The sequence below is a fragment of the Novosphingobium sp. SG720 genome (genome assembly GCF_012275365.1).
GTDB lineage: Bacteria > Pseudomonadota > Alphaproteobacteria > Sphingomonadales > Sphingomonadaceae > Novosphingobium > Novosphingobium rhizosphaerae.
In genome coordinates, this window is sequence record NZ_JAAZQN010000006.1 from 249,912 (window position 1) to 267,478 (window position 17,567).

At 68.6% G+C, this 17,567-nt stretch carries 12 protein-coding genes; 7 read left to right on the forward strand and 5 right to left on the reverse strand.

The window, feature by feature from the left end; translation table 11 throughout:
- Positions 1–160: 160 nt before the first annotated feature.
- Positions 161–2,305 (forward strand): response regulator, encoded by a 2,145-nt coding sequence (locus FHW94_RS19475; RefSeq protein ID WP_168557497.1) that lies wholly within the window; start codon positions 161–163, stop codon positions 2,303–2,305.
- A 208-nt stretch (positions 2,306–2,513) separates the two neighbouring features.
- Positions 2,514–2,972: a histidine kinase gene (locus FHW94_RS19480; protein WP_168557325.1), complete on the forward strand. Its 459-nt coding sequence runs from the start codon at positions 2,514–2,516 to the stop codon at positions 2,970–2,972.
- Here the strand turns inward: FHW94_RS19480 and FHW94_RS23625 are convergent, their stop codons facing one another.
- Both FHW94_RS23625 and FHW94_RS19490 read right to left on the reverse strand, forming a co-directional pair.
- A complete protein-coding gene (locus tag FHW94_RS23625; RefSeq protein WP_168557498.1) occupies positions 2,973–4,550 on the reverse strand; it encodes an ATP-binding cassette domain-containing protein in 1,578 nt (525 codons plus the stop codon).
- The gene (locus FHW94_RS19490) at positions 4,547–6,202 is read right to left on the reverse strand and encodes an ATP-binding cassette domain-containing protein (protein WP_246866279.1); all 1,656 of its coding nucleotides are present in this window, start codon (positions 6,200–6,202) and stop codon (positions 4,547–4,549) included. Before FHW94_RS19490 ends, FHW94_RS23625 begins: the two co-directional genes overlap by 4 nt.
- Positions 6,203–6,461: 259 nt before the next feature.
- Here FHW94_RS19490 and FHW94_RS19495 point away from each other — a divergent pair, with 259 nt between their 5' ends.
- From FHW94_RS19495 to FHW94_RS19510, 4 genes are all read left to right on the forward strand, one after another.
- Positions 6,462–8,048, forward strand: coding sequence for a cytochrome ubiquinol oxidase subunit I (locus tag FHW94_RS19495; protein ID WP_168557500.1), 1,587 nt, complete (start codon positions 6,462–6,464; stop codon positions 8,046–8,048).
- A gap of 12 nt (positions 8,049–8,060) precedes the next feature.
- Positions 8,061–9,209 (forward strand): cytochrome d ubiquinol oxidase subunit II, encoded by a 1,149-nt coding sequence (cydB, locus tag FHW94_RS19500; protein WP_168557501.1) that lies wholly within the window; start codon positions 8,061–8,063, stop codon positions 9,207–9,209.
- A 12-nt stretch (positions 9,210–9,221) separates the two neighbouring features.
- Entirely contained in the window at positions 9,222–9,332 is a 111-nt protein-coding gene (cydX, locus tag FHW94_RS19505; RefSeq protein WP_168557502.1) for a cytochrome bd-I oxidase subunit CydX, read from the forward strand.
- Positions 9,333–9,557: 225 nt separating this feature from the next.
- Entirely contained in the window at positions 9,558–11,900 is a 2,343-nt protein-coding gene (locus FHW94_RS19510; RefSeq protein WP_168557503.1) for a TonB-dependent receptor, read from the forward strand.
- 63 nt (positions 11,901–11,963) lie between these two features.
- On the opposite strand, the gene FHW94_RS19515 is transcribed toward FHW94_RS19510, so the two are convergent.
- From FHW94_RS19515 to FHW94_RS19525, 3 genes are read right to left on the reverse strand one after another with little or no spacing between them, the layout of a single operon-like run.
- A complete protein-coding gene (locus FHW94_RS19515) occupies positions 11,964–13,283 on the reverse strand; it encodes an amidohydrolase family protein (RefSeq protein WP_210425763.1) in 1,320 nt (439 codons plus the stop codon).
- A gap of 31 nt (positions 13,284–13,314) precedes the next feature.
- Positions 13,315–14,301 carry a FecR domain-containing protein gene (locus FHW94_RS19520; protein WP_168557504.1) on the reverse strand — a complete coding sequence of 329 codons (987 nt, stop codon included), beginning with the start codon at positions 14,299–14,301 and terminating at the stop codon, positions 13,315–13,317.
- Positions 14,298–14,816 carry an RNA polymerase sigma factor gene (locus tag FHW94_RS19525; protein ID WP_168557505.1) on the reverse strand — a complete coding sequence of 173 codons (519 nt, stop codon included), beginning with the start codon at positions 14,814–14,816 and terminating at the stop codon, positions 14,298–14,300. The genes FHW94_RS19520 and FHW94_RS19525 overlap by 4 nt, the downstream gene beginning before the upstream one ends.
- A 124-nt stretch (positions 14,817–14,940) precedes the next feature.
- On the opposite strand from FHW94_RS19525, the gene FHW94_RS19530 reads away from it, so the two are divergent.
- Entirely contained in the window at positions 14,941–17,445 is a 2,505-nt protein-coding gene (locus FHW94_RS19530) for a TonB-dependent receptor (RefSeq protein ID WP_349237569.1), read from the forward strand.
- Positions 17,446–17,567 lie beyond the last annotated feature (122 nt).

The following is a 17,567-nucleotide window of genomic DNA, read 5'->3' on the forward strand; positions in this document are numbered from 1 at the left end:
GTGGCAACGCCGCGCCACTTTGCGGCGATAGTCTGAAAAAGCGTGGCGCGATCGTAATTTGCGGCACTTTTTGCCCGCCCGTGCGTTGGGGACGCCGAGGCGCTGGGCGCGCTTTGTCGCCGCGACTGGCTGGGCAAGAAGAAAAGGACAGGACCGCATCGTGACAAAGGCCCCGGTTGAGACGCTGTCGCGCGCGGAACTGGAAAGCGAAGTGCAGCGGCTGCGCCATGCCGGGTCAGCGGCCGATAACGCCGTCGACACGGCCGACGCGCGGCGCCAGGCCTTGTTCGAGGCGATCGACGATGGCTTTTGCATCATTGAGTTCTTCGATGGGCCGCATGGGCCCTTGAGCGACTATCGCCATGTCGAAGCCAATTCGGGTTATGAGCGCCACACCGGGATTGCCGGCATCGTTGGCAAAACGCTGCGCGACATTGCCCCGAACGAAGCCGATGGCTGGCTGGAACTTTATGGCCGCGTGCTGCGCACGGGCGAGCCGGTGCGCTTTGAACGCGAATTCATCACCGCCGGTCGCTTCATCGAGGTTTCGGCGCGGCGCGTGGGGCCGCAAGGCAACCGCCAGGTATCCGTGCTGTTCCGCGACATTTCCGCGCGCAAGGCATCGGAATCGGCACTGCGGCAAAGCGAGGCGCTGGCCCGCGACAATGTGCAGCGGGTGCAACTGGCGCTTTCGGCCGGCGCTATCCTGGGCACCTGGATCTGGGACGTGCCGAGCGGGCTGGTGAGCGTGGACGAAGGCTTTGCCAATGCCTTTGGCGTGGAGCCGGGCGCCGATCTGGCGGCCCTTCGCGTCGAGCGCTTGCTTGGCGCCATCCATGCCGATGACCGCGCCGGGGTGGATGGTGCGATTGCCGCCTGCCTGGCCCAGCCCGGCCCCTATCGCCACCAATACCGTGTGCGCGGACGGCATGGGCGCCATGCCTGGGTGGAAGCGGTCGGGCGGGTCGAAGCCGACGCGCGCGGGGCGGCGGTGCGCTTTCCCGGCGTGTTGCTGGATCTTGAGACGCGGCGCGCGGTGGAAGCCGAGCGCGACCGCGTGACCGAGGAACTGCGCCGCCTTACCGAAACCCTGGAACAGCGCGTGGCGGACCGCACCGCCGAACTGATGCATGCCGAAGCGCAGTTGCGCCAGGCCCAGAAGATGGAAGCGGTCGGGCAGTTGACGGGGGGCCTTGCCCACGATTTCAACAATCTGCTTGCCGGCATTTCGGGCGCGCTGGAAATGATCGGCTCACGCCTGGCGCAGGGCCGCTTTGCCGAAGTGGAAAAGTACCTGGCGATGGCGCAATCGGCCGCGCGCCGCGCGGCCGCGCTGACCCATCGCCTGCTGGCCTTTTCGCGGCGCCAGACGCTCGATCCACGCCCTACCAACGTCAACGACCTGGTCGATGGCATGGCGGACCTGGTGCGGCGCACCGTTGGCCCGGCGATCGCCGTGGAAGCAGTGGGCGCGGCCGGGCTGTGGACTGCGCTGGTCGATGCCAGCCAGTTGGAAAACGCGCTGCTCAACTTGTGCCTCAACGCGCGCGACGCCATGCCCGATGGCGGGCGCATCACGATCGAGACGGCCAACCGCTGGTTCGACGAGCGTGCCGCCGCCAGCCACGAGATTCCGCCGGGACAATACCTTTCGCTGTCGGTGACCGATACGGGCGTGGGCATGTCGGCCGATGTGATCGCCAAGGCTTTCGATCCGTTCTTCACCACCAAGCCGCTGGGCCAGGGCACAGGGCTTGGGCTGTCGATGATCTATGGTTTTGCGCGCCAATCGGGCGGCCATGCGCGCATCTATTCCGAAGTGGGAAGCGGCACCACGGTGCGCATCTACCTGCCGCGCCATTACGGCAGCGATGAAACGGCCCACGATACGATCACCGCCTTTGCCGGGGCGGCGAGCGCCTCTGCAGCGCCTGGGCAAGGGATCGTGCTGGTGGTGGACGACGAGCCGCTGGTGCGCATGCTGGTCGTCACCGCATTGGAAGACATGGGGCACACCGTGCTGGAAGCCGAAGACGGCGCGCAGGGGTTGAAGATCCTCCAATCGGAAGCCGCGATCGACCTGGTGGTGACCGACGTTGGCCTGCCGGGCGGGATGAACGGGCGCCAGATGGCCGACGCCGCGCGCGGCCACCGGCCCGATACGCCGGTGCTGTTCATCACCGGCTATGCCGAAAACGCGATCATCGGCAACGGCCACCTGGAACCGGGCATGCAGATCCTGACCAAGCCTTTCGCCGTGGGCGACCTGGAACAGCGCGTGCGGGCCATGCTGATGGGGCGCTAGGGACCATCTTGGCCATCGCGCCAAGGCCTTTCGACTGGCTCGCGGCGGACCGAGATAGGGACGAGAAATCCTTATGAAGTCCGTTGCACGACCCTGATGGGTCGGCGTGTGCTTGCTGAACAATCGGCGACGGCCGGTTCAAGTTTCGGGCAGGCTGCGTGGCATAGCCTGTGTCTTGGGATGGACACCCAAGCACGGGAGACACACGATGAAGATGGTTCGCATGGCCGCGCTGGCGGCGGTGGCAATGGTTGGGGTTGGGATTGGTGGCGCGGCCGGCCTGGCCCAGGCGCAGGCCTGGAACGGATATGGCCAGGGCTATGGCGGTTATGGGCAAGGCTATGGATCTGGCTATGATCGCGGTGGAGATTACTGGCGCGCCAAGCGCAAGGCCGATTATGTTTGCTCAGGCCAGCGGGCGCACGCGCTCGAAGCGCGCCTGGCGCAGGAAGTGAACCAGGGCGATATCGATCCTCGCCGCGCCGATCGCATCCACGATGCCATCGATCAGCTCGAAGGCCGCCAGCGCTATGAATGCGGCGGTGGCGACTGGCGCGCGGTCAGCGCGCTGACCACCCGGTTCGACCGCATCGAAGGCTGGATCAATGCCGAGGCCCGCCAGGGCGGCTGGCGGCGGCCGCAATATGGGCGTGGCTGGGGCTGGTGATCAGGCGATCGGCACAACCTGTTGCGCCAGGGCGGCCAGCGCCGGGCGATGGCTGACAAGCAGCAGGCCGGTGCCGGTCTGATCCAGCCACGCATCCAGGCGTTCGCGCAGGCGCGCCTCGGTGGCCAGGTCCAGCCCCTCGCTCGGCTCGTCGAGCAGGAGCCAGGGGCGCCCGGCGAGAAGAGCGCGCGCCAGAACGAGGCGACGGCGCTGGCCGCCCGACAGGCGCGCGCCGTCGCCGCCCAGCCATTGGTCGAGGCCTTGGGGCAGGGCGGCCACGACATCTTCGGCGCAGGCGACATACAGCGCCCGTTCCATCGCGGCACGGGTCAGGCCGGGGCGGGCAAGCGCGAGATTGTCGGCCACGGTGCCCGCGATCAGCGGGGCGGACTGGGGCATCAGCGCCAGGTGCGGGCGCAAGGCGGCAAGGCCCAGCGCGCGCGGATCGTGCCCGTTGACGGCCAGCATTTGCGGCGCATCCTGGCGCAAGCCGGCGAGGGTTTCCAAAAGCCGTGTCTTGCCAGCGCCCGACGGCCCGGTGATCAGCACGCGTGCGCCGTGCGCAAAGGACTGGCCGGCGATGGTCAGCACCGGCCGGCCTGATAGGCTGGCAAGCGCAGGCGAGGGGGCAAGCGGCGGCGCTTCCCCCGCCTGGTCCAGCCGGGCCAGGGCCAGCCGCATTTCCGGACCGCGGGCGTCATGGGCGGCAAGGCCGGACCAGGGCTCCAACGCGGCCAGGGCGGCAAGCAGGCCCAGGGCGAGCAGCGGCGCCGGCGCTTGTGCCAGGGTGACCAGGACGGCGAGCGTCAGCCCCGCGAGCAAGGTTTGCGTGGCGGTGAGCCAGGCTTCGGCACGGGCCAGCGCGGCCTGCGCGCGCGATTGCGCCTCGGCGCGCTCGGCAAGGGCCTGGGCCAGTGCTGGTGCCAGGCCATAGACGGCAATGTCTGCCGCCGGGCCGGCCATTTCCGCATAATCGGCAGCCAGCGCGGCGTGGGCAGCGGCCAGGTCTTGCTGCGCGCCGGGCAGCAGGCGCCGCGCCATGGTGCGTGCAGCCAGGCGCATGGCTGCCATGCCCAGCGCCAGCGCCAGCACCGCGGCCCAGCCCAGCGGCAGGGCCAAGCCCAGCGCCACGGCCGCAGCGCTCCACGCGCCCACCCGCGCCACGCGGCGGATCGCGGCGTCTTCGAGCAGATCGACATCGCGGCCAAAGCGCGCGGCCATTGCCCCGCTGCGCCCGGCGTCGCGCCCGGCCAGGGCCGCCTGTGCGACGCGGGCAAACAGCGTGGCGCGCACTTCTGCCAAGGCAAACAGCGCGGCGCGGTGGCCCAGCATCCGCTCGCCATAGCGGCTGGCGGTGCGCACAATCGCCGCAGCGCGCAGCGCGGCGCTGGGCAGCAGATAATTGAACCCGGTGACTGCCAGCGGCCCGCCGAGGCCGGCCAGCGCCGCGCCGGCCAGGAACCAGCCGGCCACGCCCAGCAGCCCCACCGCGCACAAGGCGGCCATCACCGCGCAGGCCATGGCCGCGCGCAAGGGGCCGCGCTGGCGCAGCAGCGGCGTCGCGATCAGGGCGCTCATGCCGCAGTCTCCCCAGCGATGTGACAACGGCTTTGCGCCATGGCGGCAAGATCGGCATCATGGGTTGCAGCCACCACCAGGCGATGCTGCGCGTATTGCCGCAGCACCGCGCGCACGGCGGCGGCGCTCATGGGATCGAGATCGGCGGTGGGCTCGTCCAGCAGCAGGACCGGCCTGCCCGACAGGATCGCGCGGGCGAGGCCAAGGCGCCGCCGCTCCCCGCCCGACAGGCCCGAGCCGCGATGGTCGAGCAGCATGCCAAGCCCGCCGCGCTGCGCCATCATCGTGCCAAGGCCAAGCTGTTGCAGCAGGGCCAGCATCGCGGCGTCATCGGTGGCGCCGCCCAGGGCCAGGTTGTGGCGCAAGGTGCCGGGCAGCAGGGCCACGGCCTGCCCGGCCCAGCCGATCGCGGTGTTGATGGCGCCGGGCGAAAATGCGGCATCATCTGCCCGCAGCGTGCCGGTGGCCAGCGGAACCTGTCCGATCAAGGCCAGCAGCAGCGAGGATTTGCCGCTGCCGGTGGCGCCGGTCACGGCGTGGAGCCCCGGCTCCGCCCAATCCCATGCGAGCGGGCCGATCGAGGCGCCGCCGGGATAGGCGATGATCACGCCCGCGCCGTGCAGGCGCGCGGGCGCGGTGACTGGCGCCACGGGCGCAGGCAGGGCTTGTGCCACGGCGCCGATAGCGTCCAGCGCCGCTTCGCCGGTCTGCTTGTCGTGATAGGCGGCGGCCAGGCGCCGCATGCCGAGGTAGAATTCCGGGGCGAGGGCCAGCGTATAGAACGCCTGCGCGAGAGTCAGCCGCTCGGGCGCGGGAAACGGCAGGAGGCCGAGCAGCGAAAAGCCGCAATAGACCGCGACCAGCGCCACGCAGAGCGCCGCAAAGAATTCGAGAATGGCGTTGGAGGCAAAGGCCACGGCGAGCACGGCCATGGTGCGTCGCGCGACGTCTTGCGTCGCGCTGGCAAGCTGGCGGCCGATGCGATCTTCCGCGCCGGTGGCCAGGATCAGCGGCAGGTGCGCGATGCGATCGACGAACAGGCCGGCGGCGCGGGTCAGGGCCTGGTGTTGGGCTTGCGCCTGCCGCGCCGCCATGCCGCCTGCCAGGATCAGGCCGAGCACGAAAGGCACCAGTGTGGCCAGCATGATCGCGGCGCACACCCAGCTGGCGGGGGCCACGGCCGCCGCGATCAACAGCGGCGCCAGCGCGCCCGCGCCGCGCAAGGGCACGAACCGCGCCACCAGGCCTTCGGTGCGATCGACGGTGTCCACCGCCAGATGCACGTCTTCGCCCACCAGCGCCCCGCGCAAGGTGCGGCTGGGCAGCAGCGCGGGCCACAGCCAGGCGCGCAGGGCCTGCTGGAACCGTGCCGCGCCGGCTTGCCCCGCCACCCGCGCACGGCCCAGCGCGAGCGCACGCCATGCCGCGCCCAGCGCCAGCAGCGCGGCGGCCGGCCAGGCCGGCAGCACGCCATCGGCGCGCGCGGCCACGGCCCAGGCCAGGCCCAGCGCAACGGGAACCGCGCCTGCGCCTTCGACCAGCCACCATGCCGTGGCGGCCAGCACGCGGGGCGGATCGACCGGGGGCCGCGCGGCAGATGCCAGGGGTTCGGATGGGGATGCGGCTGGGGATGCGGGAAGCGTGTGAGACAATCTGTCCATCTTATTATAACAGGAAACGATGACATAAGCGGCGAGCGAGTCGAGAGACCTGGCCTCGCGCTGGATTTTTCTTTTCGCGATCGGCGTTTGCCGCAAGAAATCACATGCAGGATTGATTGCCGTCAAATTGCGGCAGCGCAGCAGGGTTTAACGAGGCGCCGCGCACCTGTCGCGCAATTTGCAGCCAATCCGCGATCTTGCATGCCGGATGGAACAAGCGGGCAGGGGCCACAGCAGAGGAACCGCGGCCATGGACATGGCAGTCATCGAGTTATCCCGCCTTCAGTTCGCGCTGACGGCCATGTATCACTTTCTCTTCGTGCCATTGACGCTTGGCCTTTCGTTCATGCTGGTCATCATGGAGAGCATCTATGTGATCACCAAGCGGCCGATCTGGCGGGTGATCACGCGGTTCTGGGGCAAGCTGTTCGGCATCAATTTCGTGCTGGGCGTGGCCACGGGCCTGACCATGGAATTCGAGTTCGGCACCAACTGGGCCTATTACGCCCATTACGTGGGCGACATCTTCGGCGCGCCGCTAGCGATCGAAGGGCTGATGGCCTTTTTCCTCGAAGCCACGATGGTGGGGGTCATGTTCTTTGGCTGGGACAGGCTCAGCCGGCGGCAGCATCTGGCCGTCACGTTCATGGTTGCGCTGGGCACCAACCTTTCGGCGCTGTGGATCCTGATTGCCAACGGCTGGATGCAGAACCCGGTGGGCGCCACGTTCAATCCCGCAACCATGCGGATGGAGGTGACCGACTTTTCCGCGGTGCTGTTCAACCCGGTGGCCCAGGCCAAGTTCGTGCACACGGTGAGCGCCGGCTATGTCTGCGCGGCGACGTTCGTGATGGGCGTTTCGGCGTTCTACATGCTCAAGGGCAAGTGGACCAACGTGGCGCGCCGGTCGATGATGGTGGCGGCCGCGTTCGGCCTGGCTTCGGCGCTGTCGGTCGTCGTGCTGGGGGATGAAAGCGGCTATACCCTGACCGACAACCAGAAGATGAAGCTCGCCGCGATCGAGGCGATGTGGGAAACCGAGCCGGCGCCGGCGGCGATCACGCTGATCGGCCTGCCCGACGTGGCCGCCCGCACCACCCATGGCGCGATCAAGGTGCCCTATGTCATGGGCTTGATCGGCACGCGCAGCCTGACCGGCAAGATCGACGGGATCGAGGAACTGGTGCTGCGTGCCGATGCGCGCATCCATAGCGGCCTGATCGCCTATGATGCGGTGGAACGGCTCAAGGCCAATCGCGCCGACATGGCCGCGCGCGCGGCGTTCGAGGCGCACAAGCAGGACATCGGCTTTGCCATGCTGCTCAAGCGCTATGTCGCCGATCCGCGCCGCGCCGATGACAAGCTGATCCTGAAAGCGGCTTGGGACACGGTGCCCAACGTGCCGGCGATGTTCTTCCTGTTTCGCGGCATGGCCGGCCTTGGCTTTGGCTTCATCGCGTTCTTCGGTGCGGCGTTCTGGTGCGCGTCCACCTGCCGGTTCCGCCGCCGCTGGTTCCTGAAACTGGCGGTGGTGATGATCCCGCTGCCATGGGTGGCGATCGAGGCAGGCTGGGTGCTGGCCGAAATCGGCCGCCAGCCCTGGGCCGTGGACGGCGTGCTGCCCACGTTCCTGGGCGCCTCCTCGCTCACCGTGGGGCAGGTGTGGACCACGATCGTGGGCTTTACCGCGCTCTATGGCGCGCTGGCGGTGATCGAAGTGCGGCTGATGCTGGCGCAGATCCGCAAGGGGCCGATCGAGCACCACGAAGACGATCAAGGGCACGACGACGAAACGCAACCCCGGGCCGCGGGCTTTGCCCCGCTGCCGGCCGAATAAGGGGCAAGGGCCATGCACATTCCGCTTGATTACGAAACCCTGCGGGTCATCTGGTGGGCGCTGCTCGGCGTGCTGCTGATCGGCTTTGCCCTGACCGACGGCTATGACCTGGGCGTGGCCGCGCTGCTGCCTTTCGTGGGCCGCACCGATGCCGAGCGGCGCCTGGTGATCAACGCCGTGGCGCCGCATTGGGAAGGCCACCAGGTTTGGCTGATCCTGGGCGGCGGGGCGATCTTTGCCGCCTGGCCGTTTGTCTATGCGGTCAGCTTCTCAGGCTTTTACCTGGCCATGTTCCTGGTGCTGGCGGCGCTGATCCTGCGGCCGGTGGCGTTCAAGTATCGGTCCAAGAAACCCGATGCCGCCTGGCGCAGCCGGTGGGACTGGGCGCTGTTCACCGGTGGTTTCGTGCCCGCGCTGGTGTTTGGCGTGGCCGTGGGCAACGTGCTGGCCGGCGCGCCGTTCCGCCTCGATGGCGATCTGCGCATGACCTATGAAGGCAGCCTGCTGGGCCTGTTCACGCCGTTCACGCTGCTGACCGGCGTGCTGTCGGTGGCCATGCTGGCGTTGCATGGCGCGGGCTGGCTGGCGATCAAGATCGAGGAAGGGCCGGTGCTGGCCCGTGCGCGCGCCATTGCCCGCGTGGCGGCGGTGGCCAGCATCGCGTTGTTCGCGATTGGCGGGCTGATCGTGGCCAAGGGTCACATGGGCATGGCGATTGCCGGCGCGGTCGATACGCAAGGCCCGTCGAACCCGCTGCTGTCGGGCAGCGTGGCCGCGCCGGGCGCGTGGCTGGCCAACTATGGCGCGCATCCCTGGATGCTGGCGGCGCCGCTGCTGGGCCTGGCCGGGCCGCTGCTGGCGCTATGGGCCATTGCGACGCGGCGGGGCGGGGTGAACCTGGCGGGCAGTGCCCTTGCCACCACGGGCATCATCGCCACGGTGGGCTGCTCGATGTTTCCGTTCATCCTGCCATCCTCGATCGATCCGCGATCCAGCCTGACGGTGTGGAACGCCTCGTCCAGCCATCTCACGCTGTTCATCATGCTGGTGTGCACGATCGTGCTCCTGCCGATCGTGCTGGCCTACACCGCCTGGGTGATGCGCGTGCTGCGCGGCCGGATCACCCTGCGCGATGTGCGCACCAACCCCGATTTCTACTGAAAGGAACAGGCCATGTGGTATTTCACCTGGGTGCTCGGGCTGGGCCTGGCGGTGGGCTTTGGCATCATCAACGGGCTGTGGCACGAGTTCAATTCGCCGGTCGACGATGACCCGGCCCTTTGACGCGGCAGACGTGATGGCCCCCATCTGACGGCCTGAGCGCGCCGGAAATGCTTGCACGAAGAGCGCGCACGGGCCCTGCCCGGCGCGCTCTTTGCATTGCTGCGTAACGGAAAATCACGAAGGCTTGCGCAAACTGCCGATTCAAAGTTGAAAGTCGGTTCACCTTTCAGTATCGTGGTCTTCCCAAGCGACGGCACGCAAGACCGTCGCGCCAAGGAGAGGACCATGGCTGTGACCGCCAGCACCCGCATTCGCTCGATTCCCGCCATCCTCCTGGCCGGCGTGGCCCTGGGCGCGCTGCCCGCGCCATCGTTTGCCCAGGAGGCGAGTGGCGCCCCTGCGGCGCAAACCCCGCCCGCCGGAAGCGCCGCCGAAGCGCCGGCCGAGGGCGACATCATCGTCACGGCCCGCCGCCGCAGCGAATCGCTTACTTCGGTGCCGATCGCCATCACCGCGTTTTCGGGCGATGCCTTGCTTGCCAGGGGCGCGGGCGACATCACCTCGCTCGCCGATGAAGTGCCCAACGTGACGCTGGAACCTTCGCGCGGGACCAATTCCACGCTGTCCGCCTTCATTCGCGGCGTGGGCCAGCAAGACCCGGTTTCCGGGTTCGAGCAGGGCGTGGGCATCTACCTGGATGACGTCTATCTCAACCGTCCGCAGGCCGCCGTGCTCGACATTTATGACGTGGAGCGGGTGGAAGTGCTGCGCGGGCCGCAGGGCACGCTCTATGGCCGCAACACCATCGGCGGCGCGATCAAGTATGTGACGCGCAAGATCGACGATGCGTTTCACGTGCGGCTGCGCGGCACCTATGGCAGCTATGACCAGGCCGATGGCGTGGCCACGATCAGTTCGCCGCTCACGTCGGACGGCGTGCTGCGCGCCAGCGGCACGGTGGCGCGGCTGACGCGGGGCGGCTTTGGCCGCAACCTGACGACCGGCCTGTCGAACTACAACAAGGATATCTGGGCCGGGCGCGGCACGGTGGAAGTACACGGGTCCAGCTTCTTTGCGCGGCTGACCGGCGACTATACCCACGACATGTCCAACCCGCGCGGCGGGCACCGCGAAATTCCCGGGCAGCTGACCGGGGCGCCGGTGCTGGCCAACGTGTTCGACACGCAGGCCGGGCTCAACAGCCCCAAGCAGGACGTGAAAGCCTGGGGCTGGTCGCTGTTCATGGAGGCCAAGCCGACCGACAGCCTCACGCTGCGTTCGATCACCGCGTTCCGCAAGGATGACAGCGCCTCGCCGATCGATTTCGATGCCACCGCCTCGCAAGACGTCGACGTGCCGGCCTATTACCGCAACAAGCAGTGGAGCCAGGAAATCCAGCTGCTCTACAACAAGGGCCGGTTCAACGCGCTGCTGGGCTACTACTATCTCTATGCCACGGCGCTGACCCAGTTCGATGTGCGCCTGTTCACCACCGTGCCGGGGCTGACCGCCTTTACCGGCGCCAATATCCGCACCGATACCTCGGCGGCGTTCGCCAACCTGAGCTATGACTTTACCGACCAGATCAGCCTCGAAGTGGGCGGGCGCTATACCTGGGACAAGCGCTATGCCCAGATCCTGCGGCAGAACTACCTGGGCGGCGGCTCTCCGGTGTTCGGCGGGGCAGGGGTGGCCTTTGGCGCGCCGGGCACCAATTTCCTCGGCAGCGCGGACTACAACAAGTTCACGCCGCGCGTGTCGCTCAACTGGAAGCCGAATTCGGACAACACCGTCTACGCCAGCTTCAGCCAGGGCTTCAAGGGCGGCGGGTTCGATCCGCGCGGGGTGGGGGTAAACGCGCCGGCCGGCACGACCCAGGCCGAATACCTCAGTTTCCGGCCCGAAAAGGTCAACAGCTATGAACTCGGGGTCAAGACCCGGCTGTTCGACCGCCGCCTGTCGCTCAACCTCGCGGCGTTCCGCATGGATTACACCGACGTGCAGATCCCCGGATCGGTGGCCTGCACGGTGCAGGGCCTGCCCAGCTTCTGCGGGGTGGTGTCCAACGCGGGCAAGGCGCGGATGCAGGGGGTGGAAGCCGAAGGGCGCCTCAAGCTGGGCGGGTTCACGCTCAATGGCTCACTGGGCTATATCGATGCCAAGTACCTGAAATACATCACCCTGATCGCCGGGCAGCCCACCGATGTGGCCGCCTATCGCAAAGTGCAGAACACCCCGGCGTGGACGGGCAATGCCTCGGCCGGCTATTCCATTCCCGTGGGCGGCGGCGCGGTGGACGTGACCGGCGGGGTTTCGTGGAAAAGCAAGACCTACCAGTTCGAAGTGCCCAATCCCTATCTCGACCAACCCGGCTATGCACTGTTCGATGCCAGCGTGTTTTATCGCGCGCCGGGCGGCCGCTGGACCTTTGGCGTCTATGGCAAGAACCTGGCCGACAAGCGCTACAAGACTTCGGGCTATACGTATGTGGCGGGCAACGCGACGACCGGCGCGCTGACCTATACGCCGTCCGGCAATCTCATCCCCACGCTGGGCAAGGAAGGCGTGCTGACCACCTATTGGGGCAACCCGCGCCAGGTCTTTGCCACCGCCACGCTCAATTTCTGAGCGGGCTGACCTGAAAAAAGGGGGCGTGCGGGCGACTGGCCCGGCGCCCCCTTCCTGGCCTATTCAGATTCTGGGCTCGCCGTGGTCCTTGACGATGCGGCCGCCCTGCATGACGAAGCGCACGCGCTGCAATTCGGTGATGTCGGCCAGCGGGTCCTTGTCGGTGGCGACGATATCGGCAAAGGCGCCCGGGCGGATCGCGCCGATGCGGCTTTCGCCGATCAGCGTGGCAGCGCCGGTAAACGAACTGCGCAGCGCATCGGCCGCCGGCATCCCGGCCTTGACCATCAGTTCGAATTCGCGCGCGTTCTGCCCGTGGTGATAGACGCCGGCATCGGTGCCGAACGCGATTCTGACGCCGGCCTTCCATGCGCCGTACAGGTTCTTGGCCATGATCGGGCCCACTGCCAGCGCCTTTTCCGCCATGGAGGGGCCAAGCAGTTCGGGATGCTTCTGCGCGAATTCCACCACGGTCGCCCCGGCAATCAGCGTGGGCACCAGATACGTGCCGTGCTGCTTCATGATCGCATAGCTGGCCGGGGTGGCAAAGCTGCCGTGCTCGATCGAATCGACGCCGATCGCGCTGGCGTGGTCGATCGCCTGGGCGCCATGGGCATGGGCAGCCACGGGCAGGTGCAGGGTGTGCGCGGTTTCCACCACGGCGCGGATTTCTGCGTCGGTCATCAACTGCGCCTGGGGATCGTCACCCACGCTGGCCACCCCGCCCGAGGGCACGATCTTGATCAGGTCGACGCCTTCGCGGAAATGCTCGCGCACTTTCTTCACCGCCTCGTCCGGCCCATCGACGATGCCGTCCTGCCATTCCGGCTTGGCCAGCGCCGGATCAAAGCCGTTGGCCGGATCGCCATGGCCGCCGGTCGGGCTCAGGATGCTGCCCGAAACCCACATGCGCGGGCCGGAAATCGTGCCGGCCTTCTGCGCCCGCTTGAGCGCCACGACCACGGCGGTATCGCCGCCCACGTCGCGCACCGAGGTGAACCCGGCGAGCAGGGTGAGGCGGGCATTGCCCACCCCGTCGAGCGTTTCGTCAAAGGCGCTGTGCGTCACGCTTTGGAGCAGGGCATTGCCCTTGGTGAGATCGAGCGTGAGGTGCACGTGCGCATCGATCAGGCCGGGCATCACCGTGCCTTGCGAAAGATCGACCACTTCGGCCCCGGCGGGGGTGATGAAGCCATCCTGCACCGCGGTGATCTGGTCATCGTGCACCAGGATCGACACATTGCTGCGTTCCCCGGCGTTGACCCCGTCTATCAGGTGCCCGGCATGGATCACATAGTCGCGCGCCAGGGCGGTGGCGCCCATGATCGGGGTACAGGCCATCGTCACGGCCAGCGCAACGCCGGCCAGCAAGGTCTTCTTCATTGGCTAAGCTCCCTGAAAGACAGACTTCAAATTACGGTTGCGCGTTTCCGCGGGTAAGCGCGCCGGGATGGCCCATGGCGGCCACGGCATCGACCAGCGCCTGGGGATCGTCGACACGGAAGGCGCCGCTGACCGGCACCGCGCCGGCGCGCGCATCCTTGAGCACCAGCGGCCGGGCGAGATAGCGGTTGAACCGCGCCACCAGGCTGGCCAGCGGCTCGGCATCGGCGGCGATCATGCCGTCCTGCCAGGCGGGCGTGCCGGCGGGATCGGCCCGGCCCAGCCGGGCCACGTTGCCACGCAGGGTCAGCCGCTGGCCCGGGGCCAGGCGGCGCGGGGCAAGGCCCGGTGCAGACACGTCCACCGCGCCTTCCAGCAGAGTGACAGTGGCCGTATCGCCATCGCGGCCCACGTCGAACACCGTGCCGATATCGGTCACGGCCATGGTGCCGGCCGTAACGCGGAACGGCCGCGCGCCATCGTGGGCCACGCGAAAGAACGCGCGCCCCTGCGCCAGCACGGCGCTGCGCCGCGTGGCATCCTCGCCCAGCAGCACGCGGGTGTGCGCATCGAGCGTGATCTGGCTGCCATCGGCCAGGGCCACGGTGCGCGGGCCGGCGGTGCCGTTTTCCAGGGGGCGCATGGCCAGTTGCGGCGCGCCGGGCGTGGCGGTGGGAGCACTGCCCGATCGCACCGCCAGCACCGTGCCCACGCCCACGGCCAGGGCGCCCAGCGCGGCTGCGGCGGCCAGCCAGGGCCGACGCTGCCCTTGCCCCTGGTGCGTGCCCGGCGCGCTGCGGGCGAGGGCGGCCGCGCGCATCGCGGCGATCTCCTCGCTGTCGGCGGCGTGTTCAAGCCGGGCCCACAGCGCTTCCACTTCGGCCAGCGCGGCCTGGGTTTTTGCATCGGCTGGCACGGGCACCGGCCGGCCACTTTGCCGCGCGGCGAAATGGGCGATCGCCGCTTCGCGTGCGCTGCGCTCTGCGCCTTCCTCCGCGCCGCTCTGGTCCGCGCTCATTCCTCGATCTCCAGCAACAGGCGCAGGGCCTTCATGATATGCTTTTCCACCGAACTCACCGAAATGCCCATGCGGCGGGCGATGTCGGCATAAGCCAGGCCTTCGAAACGGTGCAGCACGAAAACATCGCGCGTGCGTTCGGGCATGGTCGAAAGCCGGTGCATGATGACGGTAAGCGCCTCCTTACCTTCCAAGACGCGTTCCGGCGTGATCCACTCAACGGGATGATCATTTTCTTCCAGGCGATGGTGCGCATCCTCGTGGCGCACGCCGGCGCGGCGCGCGCGATCGTGCACCACGCTGCTGGCCGCGGTGAACAAGTAGGCCCGCGGATTGGCCACCTCTCCGCTGTCGAGCCGTTCGTGCGCGCGCAGCCAGACGTCCTGCACGGCATCGTCCACATCGGCCGGATTGCGCAGCCGCCGCCCCAGCCAGGCGCGCAGGGCGCGGCGATGGCGTTCGAACCCGGAAACGGGTCCGTCGCCGGCCGGGGGGCTGATCCGTTTGGATGACATGGGTGTGAACGCTAGCCAACACGCGCCCTCTTTGGCAAGCTACCGGGCAATGAGGGAAAATTCGGGCGCTGATCGGTGCCGGCCGGCCTGTGGCACACAGGGGCGGGCCGGCCTGTTGCTGGCCGTGGCCGTGATGGCCCTGGCCGGCACGCCTGCGCTTGCCCAAGGCCGGCCGGCGCTGCCCCCGCCGCAGCGCCTGCCACCCGCGCCGTTGGCCGATGCCTTGCGCGCCGTGGGCCTGGCCACCGGCACCACCATCGTCTTTGCTCCGCAGACCGTGGCCGGGCGCCGCGCCGGCGCAGTGACGCTTTCGGGTGACGCGGCCACGATCGTGCGGCGTTTGCTGGCGGGCAGCGGGCTCATGCTGCGGCGCAATGGCCCACGCAGCCTGCTGGTGCTGCCCGCGCCCGCGCCATCGGGCCCAAGCGATGGGGCGCCCGCGCCGCTGCCGGCCCTGGCCATGGGGGACATCATGGTCACCGCGCTGCGCCGGCCCACGTTGCTGGCCGATACCCCGATCAGCATGGTGGCCCTGCGCGGCGAAGACCTGGGGCATGACCAGGCCACGTCGCTGGCGGGATTGGCGCGGCTGGCGCCCAGCCTGGTGGTCACGTCATCGGGCACCGGCTTCAACCGGCTGAGCCTGCGCGGCGCCTATGCCGCGGGCGAAGCGACCGTGGCGCTCTATTACGGCAACGTGCCGGTGGCGGGGCCGGGCGGTTCGACCAGCGATCCGGGGATGATGACGCCCGATCTGGTGCTGGCCGACGTGGAACGGGTGGAAGTGCTGCGCGGGCCGCAGGGCACGCTCTATGGCACCAGCTCGCTGGCGGGCACGGTGCGTGTGCTGTTTCGCGGCGCGCAGCTTGATCAGCGCACGCTGGCGCTGGAAAGTGGCGCGACGTTGACCCACGGCGGCGCGCCCGGCGCCAGCGTCACGGGCACGGTGAACCTGCCGCTGGTGCCGGGGCGGCTGGCGCTGCGCGCGGTGGGCTGGCGCGAATACCAGGGCGGGGTGGTCGATTTCCCGCGCCTGGGCCTGGTCAATACCGACGACCAGTTGCGCGAGGGCGGGCGCCTGGCGCTGCGCTGGCAGATCGCCCCCGATTGGCGGGCAGACCTGGCCGGCGTGTGGCAGCGCAGCCGCATCGGCAATACCCACAGCACCACCGCCGGCGCCGTGCCCAACCAGTCGCAGGGCCAGGTGATCGTGCCGTTCTACGATACCTTTGCCATGGGTTCGCTCGACCTGCATGGGGCCATCGGCGGGGTGGGCGTGGATGCCACCGTGGCGCGATCGTGGTGGCGGCCCCACCGCTTCTGGGATTTCACGCAAAGCCAGCTCAACCACCTGAACGATGGCGTTGCCTGTGCCGCGTGGGTGAATGCGGCGGCCTGCACCACCACGCAGATGGCGGGCTTCAACCGCTATTTGCTGGCCAGCAGCCCGTCCCTGGTGGCCCAGCCCCTGGCCGTGGATATCACCAGTGCCGAACTGCGCCTTTCGGGGGAAGGGCGGCTGACCTGGACGGCCGGGGTGTTTGCCAGCCGGCGCACCGACGATGGGCAAAGCAGCAGCCTGCCGGTGAGCGCGGCCACCGGGCTGGTCCTGCCTGGCACGGTGGCGGTATCGCACCGCAGCTTTGCCAGCGCGCTTTCCGAATATGCCCTGTTCGGCGATGGCAGTTGGCGCGTGCTGCCGTGGCTGACGGTGTCGAGCGGGCTGCGCTATTTCCACTATGTGCGCGATACCCAAGGCGTGGTCAGCCTGGCCAATCCCTTCATCGGTCCGTTCGGCCCGTCGGCGCTGAGCATGGCCTATCGCGCGCACGGGCTGGTGGGCCGCGCGCGGATCGAGGCGCGACCCATGGCGGGGCTGCTGATCTATGGCCAGGTGTCCAACGGTTTTCGCCCCGGCGGCATCAACGTGGTGCCAGGGCTGCCGGAAAACCTGGCGACCTACCACGACGATCGCCTGGAGAGCCTGGAGATCGGCACGCGTCTGGCCCCGGCCCACCGCGCCTGGCATTTTGACCTGACCGGCTTTCGCCAGCGCTGGTCCAACATGCAATATGCCGCCGCCTCAAGCGACGGCAGCTATGCCTTCATCACCAATATCGGCGCGGCGCGGATCAACGGGGTGGAACTGGCCGCCGGCGGTGCGCTGGCAGGTGGCTGGCGGGCCAAAGTGCAGGGCACGTTCACCGATGCGCGGCTGGTCTATGACCAGGTTTCGGGCACGGTGACCACCGATGGCCGCGCGGGCGAGCGGCTGCCCTATGTGGCGCCCTGGGCCGCCAGCGTGGAGCTGCGCCGGCAATGGGCCTTGGGCAATGCCTGGCTGGGCGGCGGCTGGGCGGGCGATGCCGGCCTGTTCGTGCACTATGCCGGCCAGGCCTACAGTGCGTTTCGCGCCAGCACGGCGTTCAACCGCCTGGCGCTGGGCGGCTTTGCCACGCTGGACGCTGACTTTGCCTTGCTGCGCGGGCCATGGCGGGCGGGCCTGTTCGTGCAGAACCTGGCCGACGGGCGGGGCCGTGTCTGGGCCGGCACGATCGGCGGCACCGACCTGGTCACCTATCAGCGCCCGCGCACCATCGGCCTCACGCTGCGCAGCGAATTTCACTGACCTTATTTCACTGGCAGGAAAAAAATGTGCCCGTCCGATGAGGGGCCGCGCCGTCCCCGCGTCTAGCCAAGCAGGGGGCCGGACAACGATGCGCCACGGGAAGCGGCATCGCGGCAAACCCT

Coding starts and splice junctions, on each gene's coding strand:
- FHW94_RS19515 (WP_210425763.1), bottom strand. CDS start 13,283: ATGAAGAAGACCTTGCTGGCCGGCGTTGCGCTGGCCGTGACGATGGCC.
- FHW94_RS19510 (WP_168557503.1), top strand. CDS start 9,558: ATGGCTGTGACCGCCAGCACCCGCATTCGCTCGATTCCCGCCATCCTC.
- FHW94_RS19480 (WP_168557325.1), top strand. CDS start 2,514: ATGAAGATGGTTCGCATGGCCGCGCTGGCGGCGGTGGCAATGGTTGGG.
- FHW94_RS19520 (WP_168557504.1), bottom strand. CDS start 14,301: ATGAGCGCGGACCAGAGCGGCGCGGAGGAAGGCGCAGAGCGCAGCGCA.
- cydX (WP_168557502.1), top strand. CDS start 9,222: ATGTGGTATTTCACCTGGGTGCTCGGGCTGGGCCTGGCGGTGGGCTTT.
- FHW94_RS19525 (WP_168557505.1), bottom strand. CDS start 14,816: ATGTCATCCAAACGGATCAGCCCCCCGGCCGGCGACGGACCCGTTTCC.
- FHW94_RS19495 (WP_168557500.1), top strand. CDS start 6,462: ATGGACATGGCAGTCATCGAGTTATCCCGCCTTCAGTTCGCGCTGACG.
- FHW94_RS23625 (WP_168557498.1), bottom strand. CDS start 4,550: ATGAGCGCCCTGATCGCGACGCCGCTGCTGCGCCAGCGCGGCCCCTTG.
- cydB (WP_168557501.1), top strand. CDS start 8,061: ATGCACATTCCGCTTGATTACGAAACCCTGCGGGTCATCTGGTGGGCG.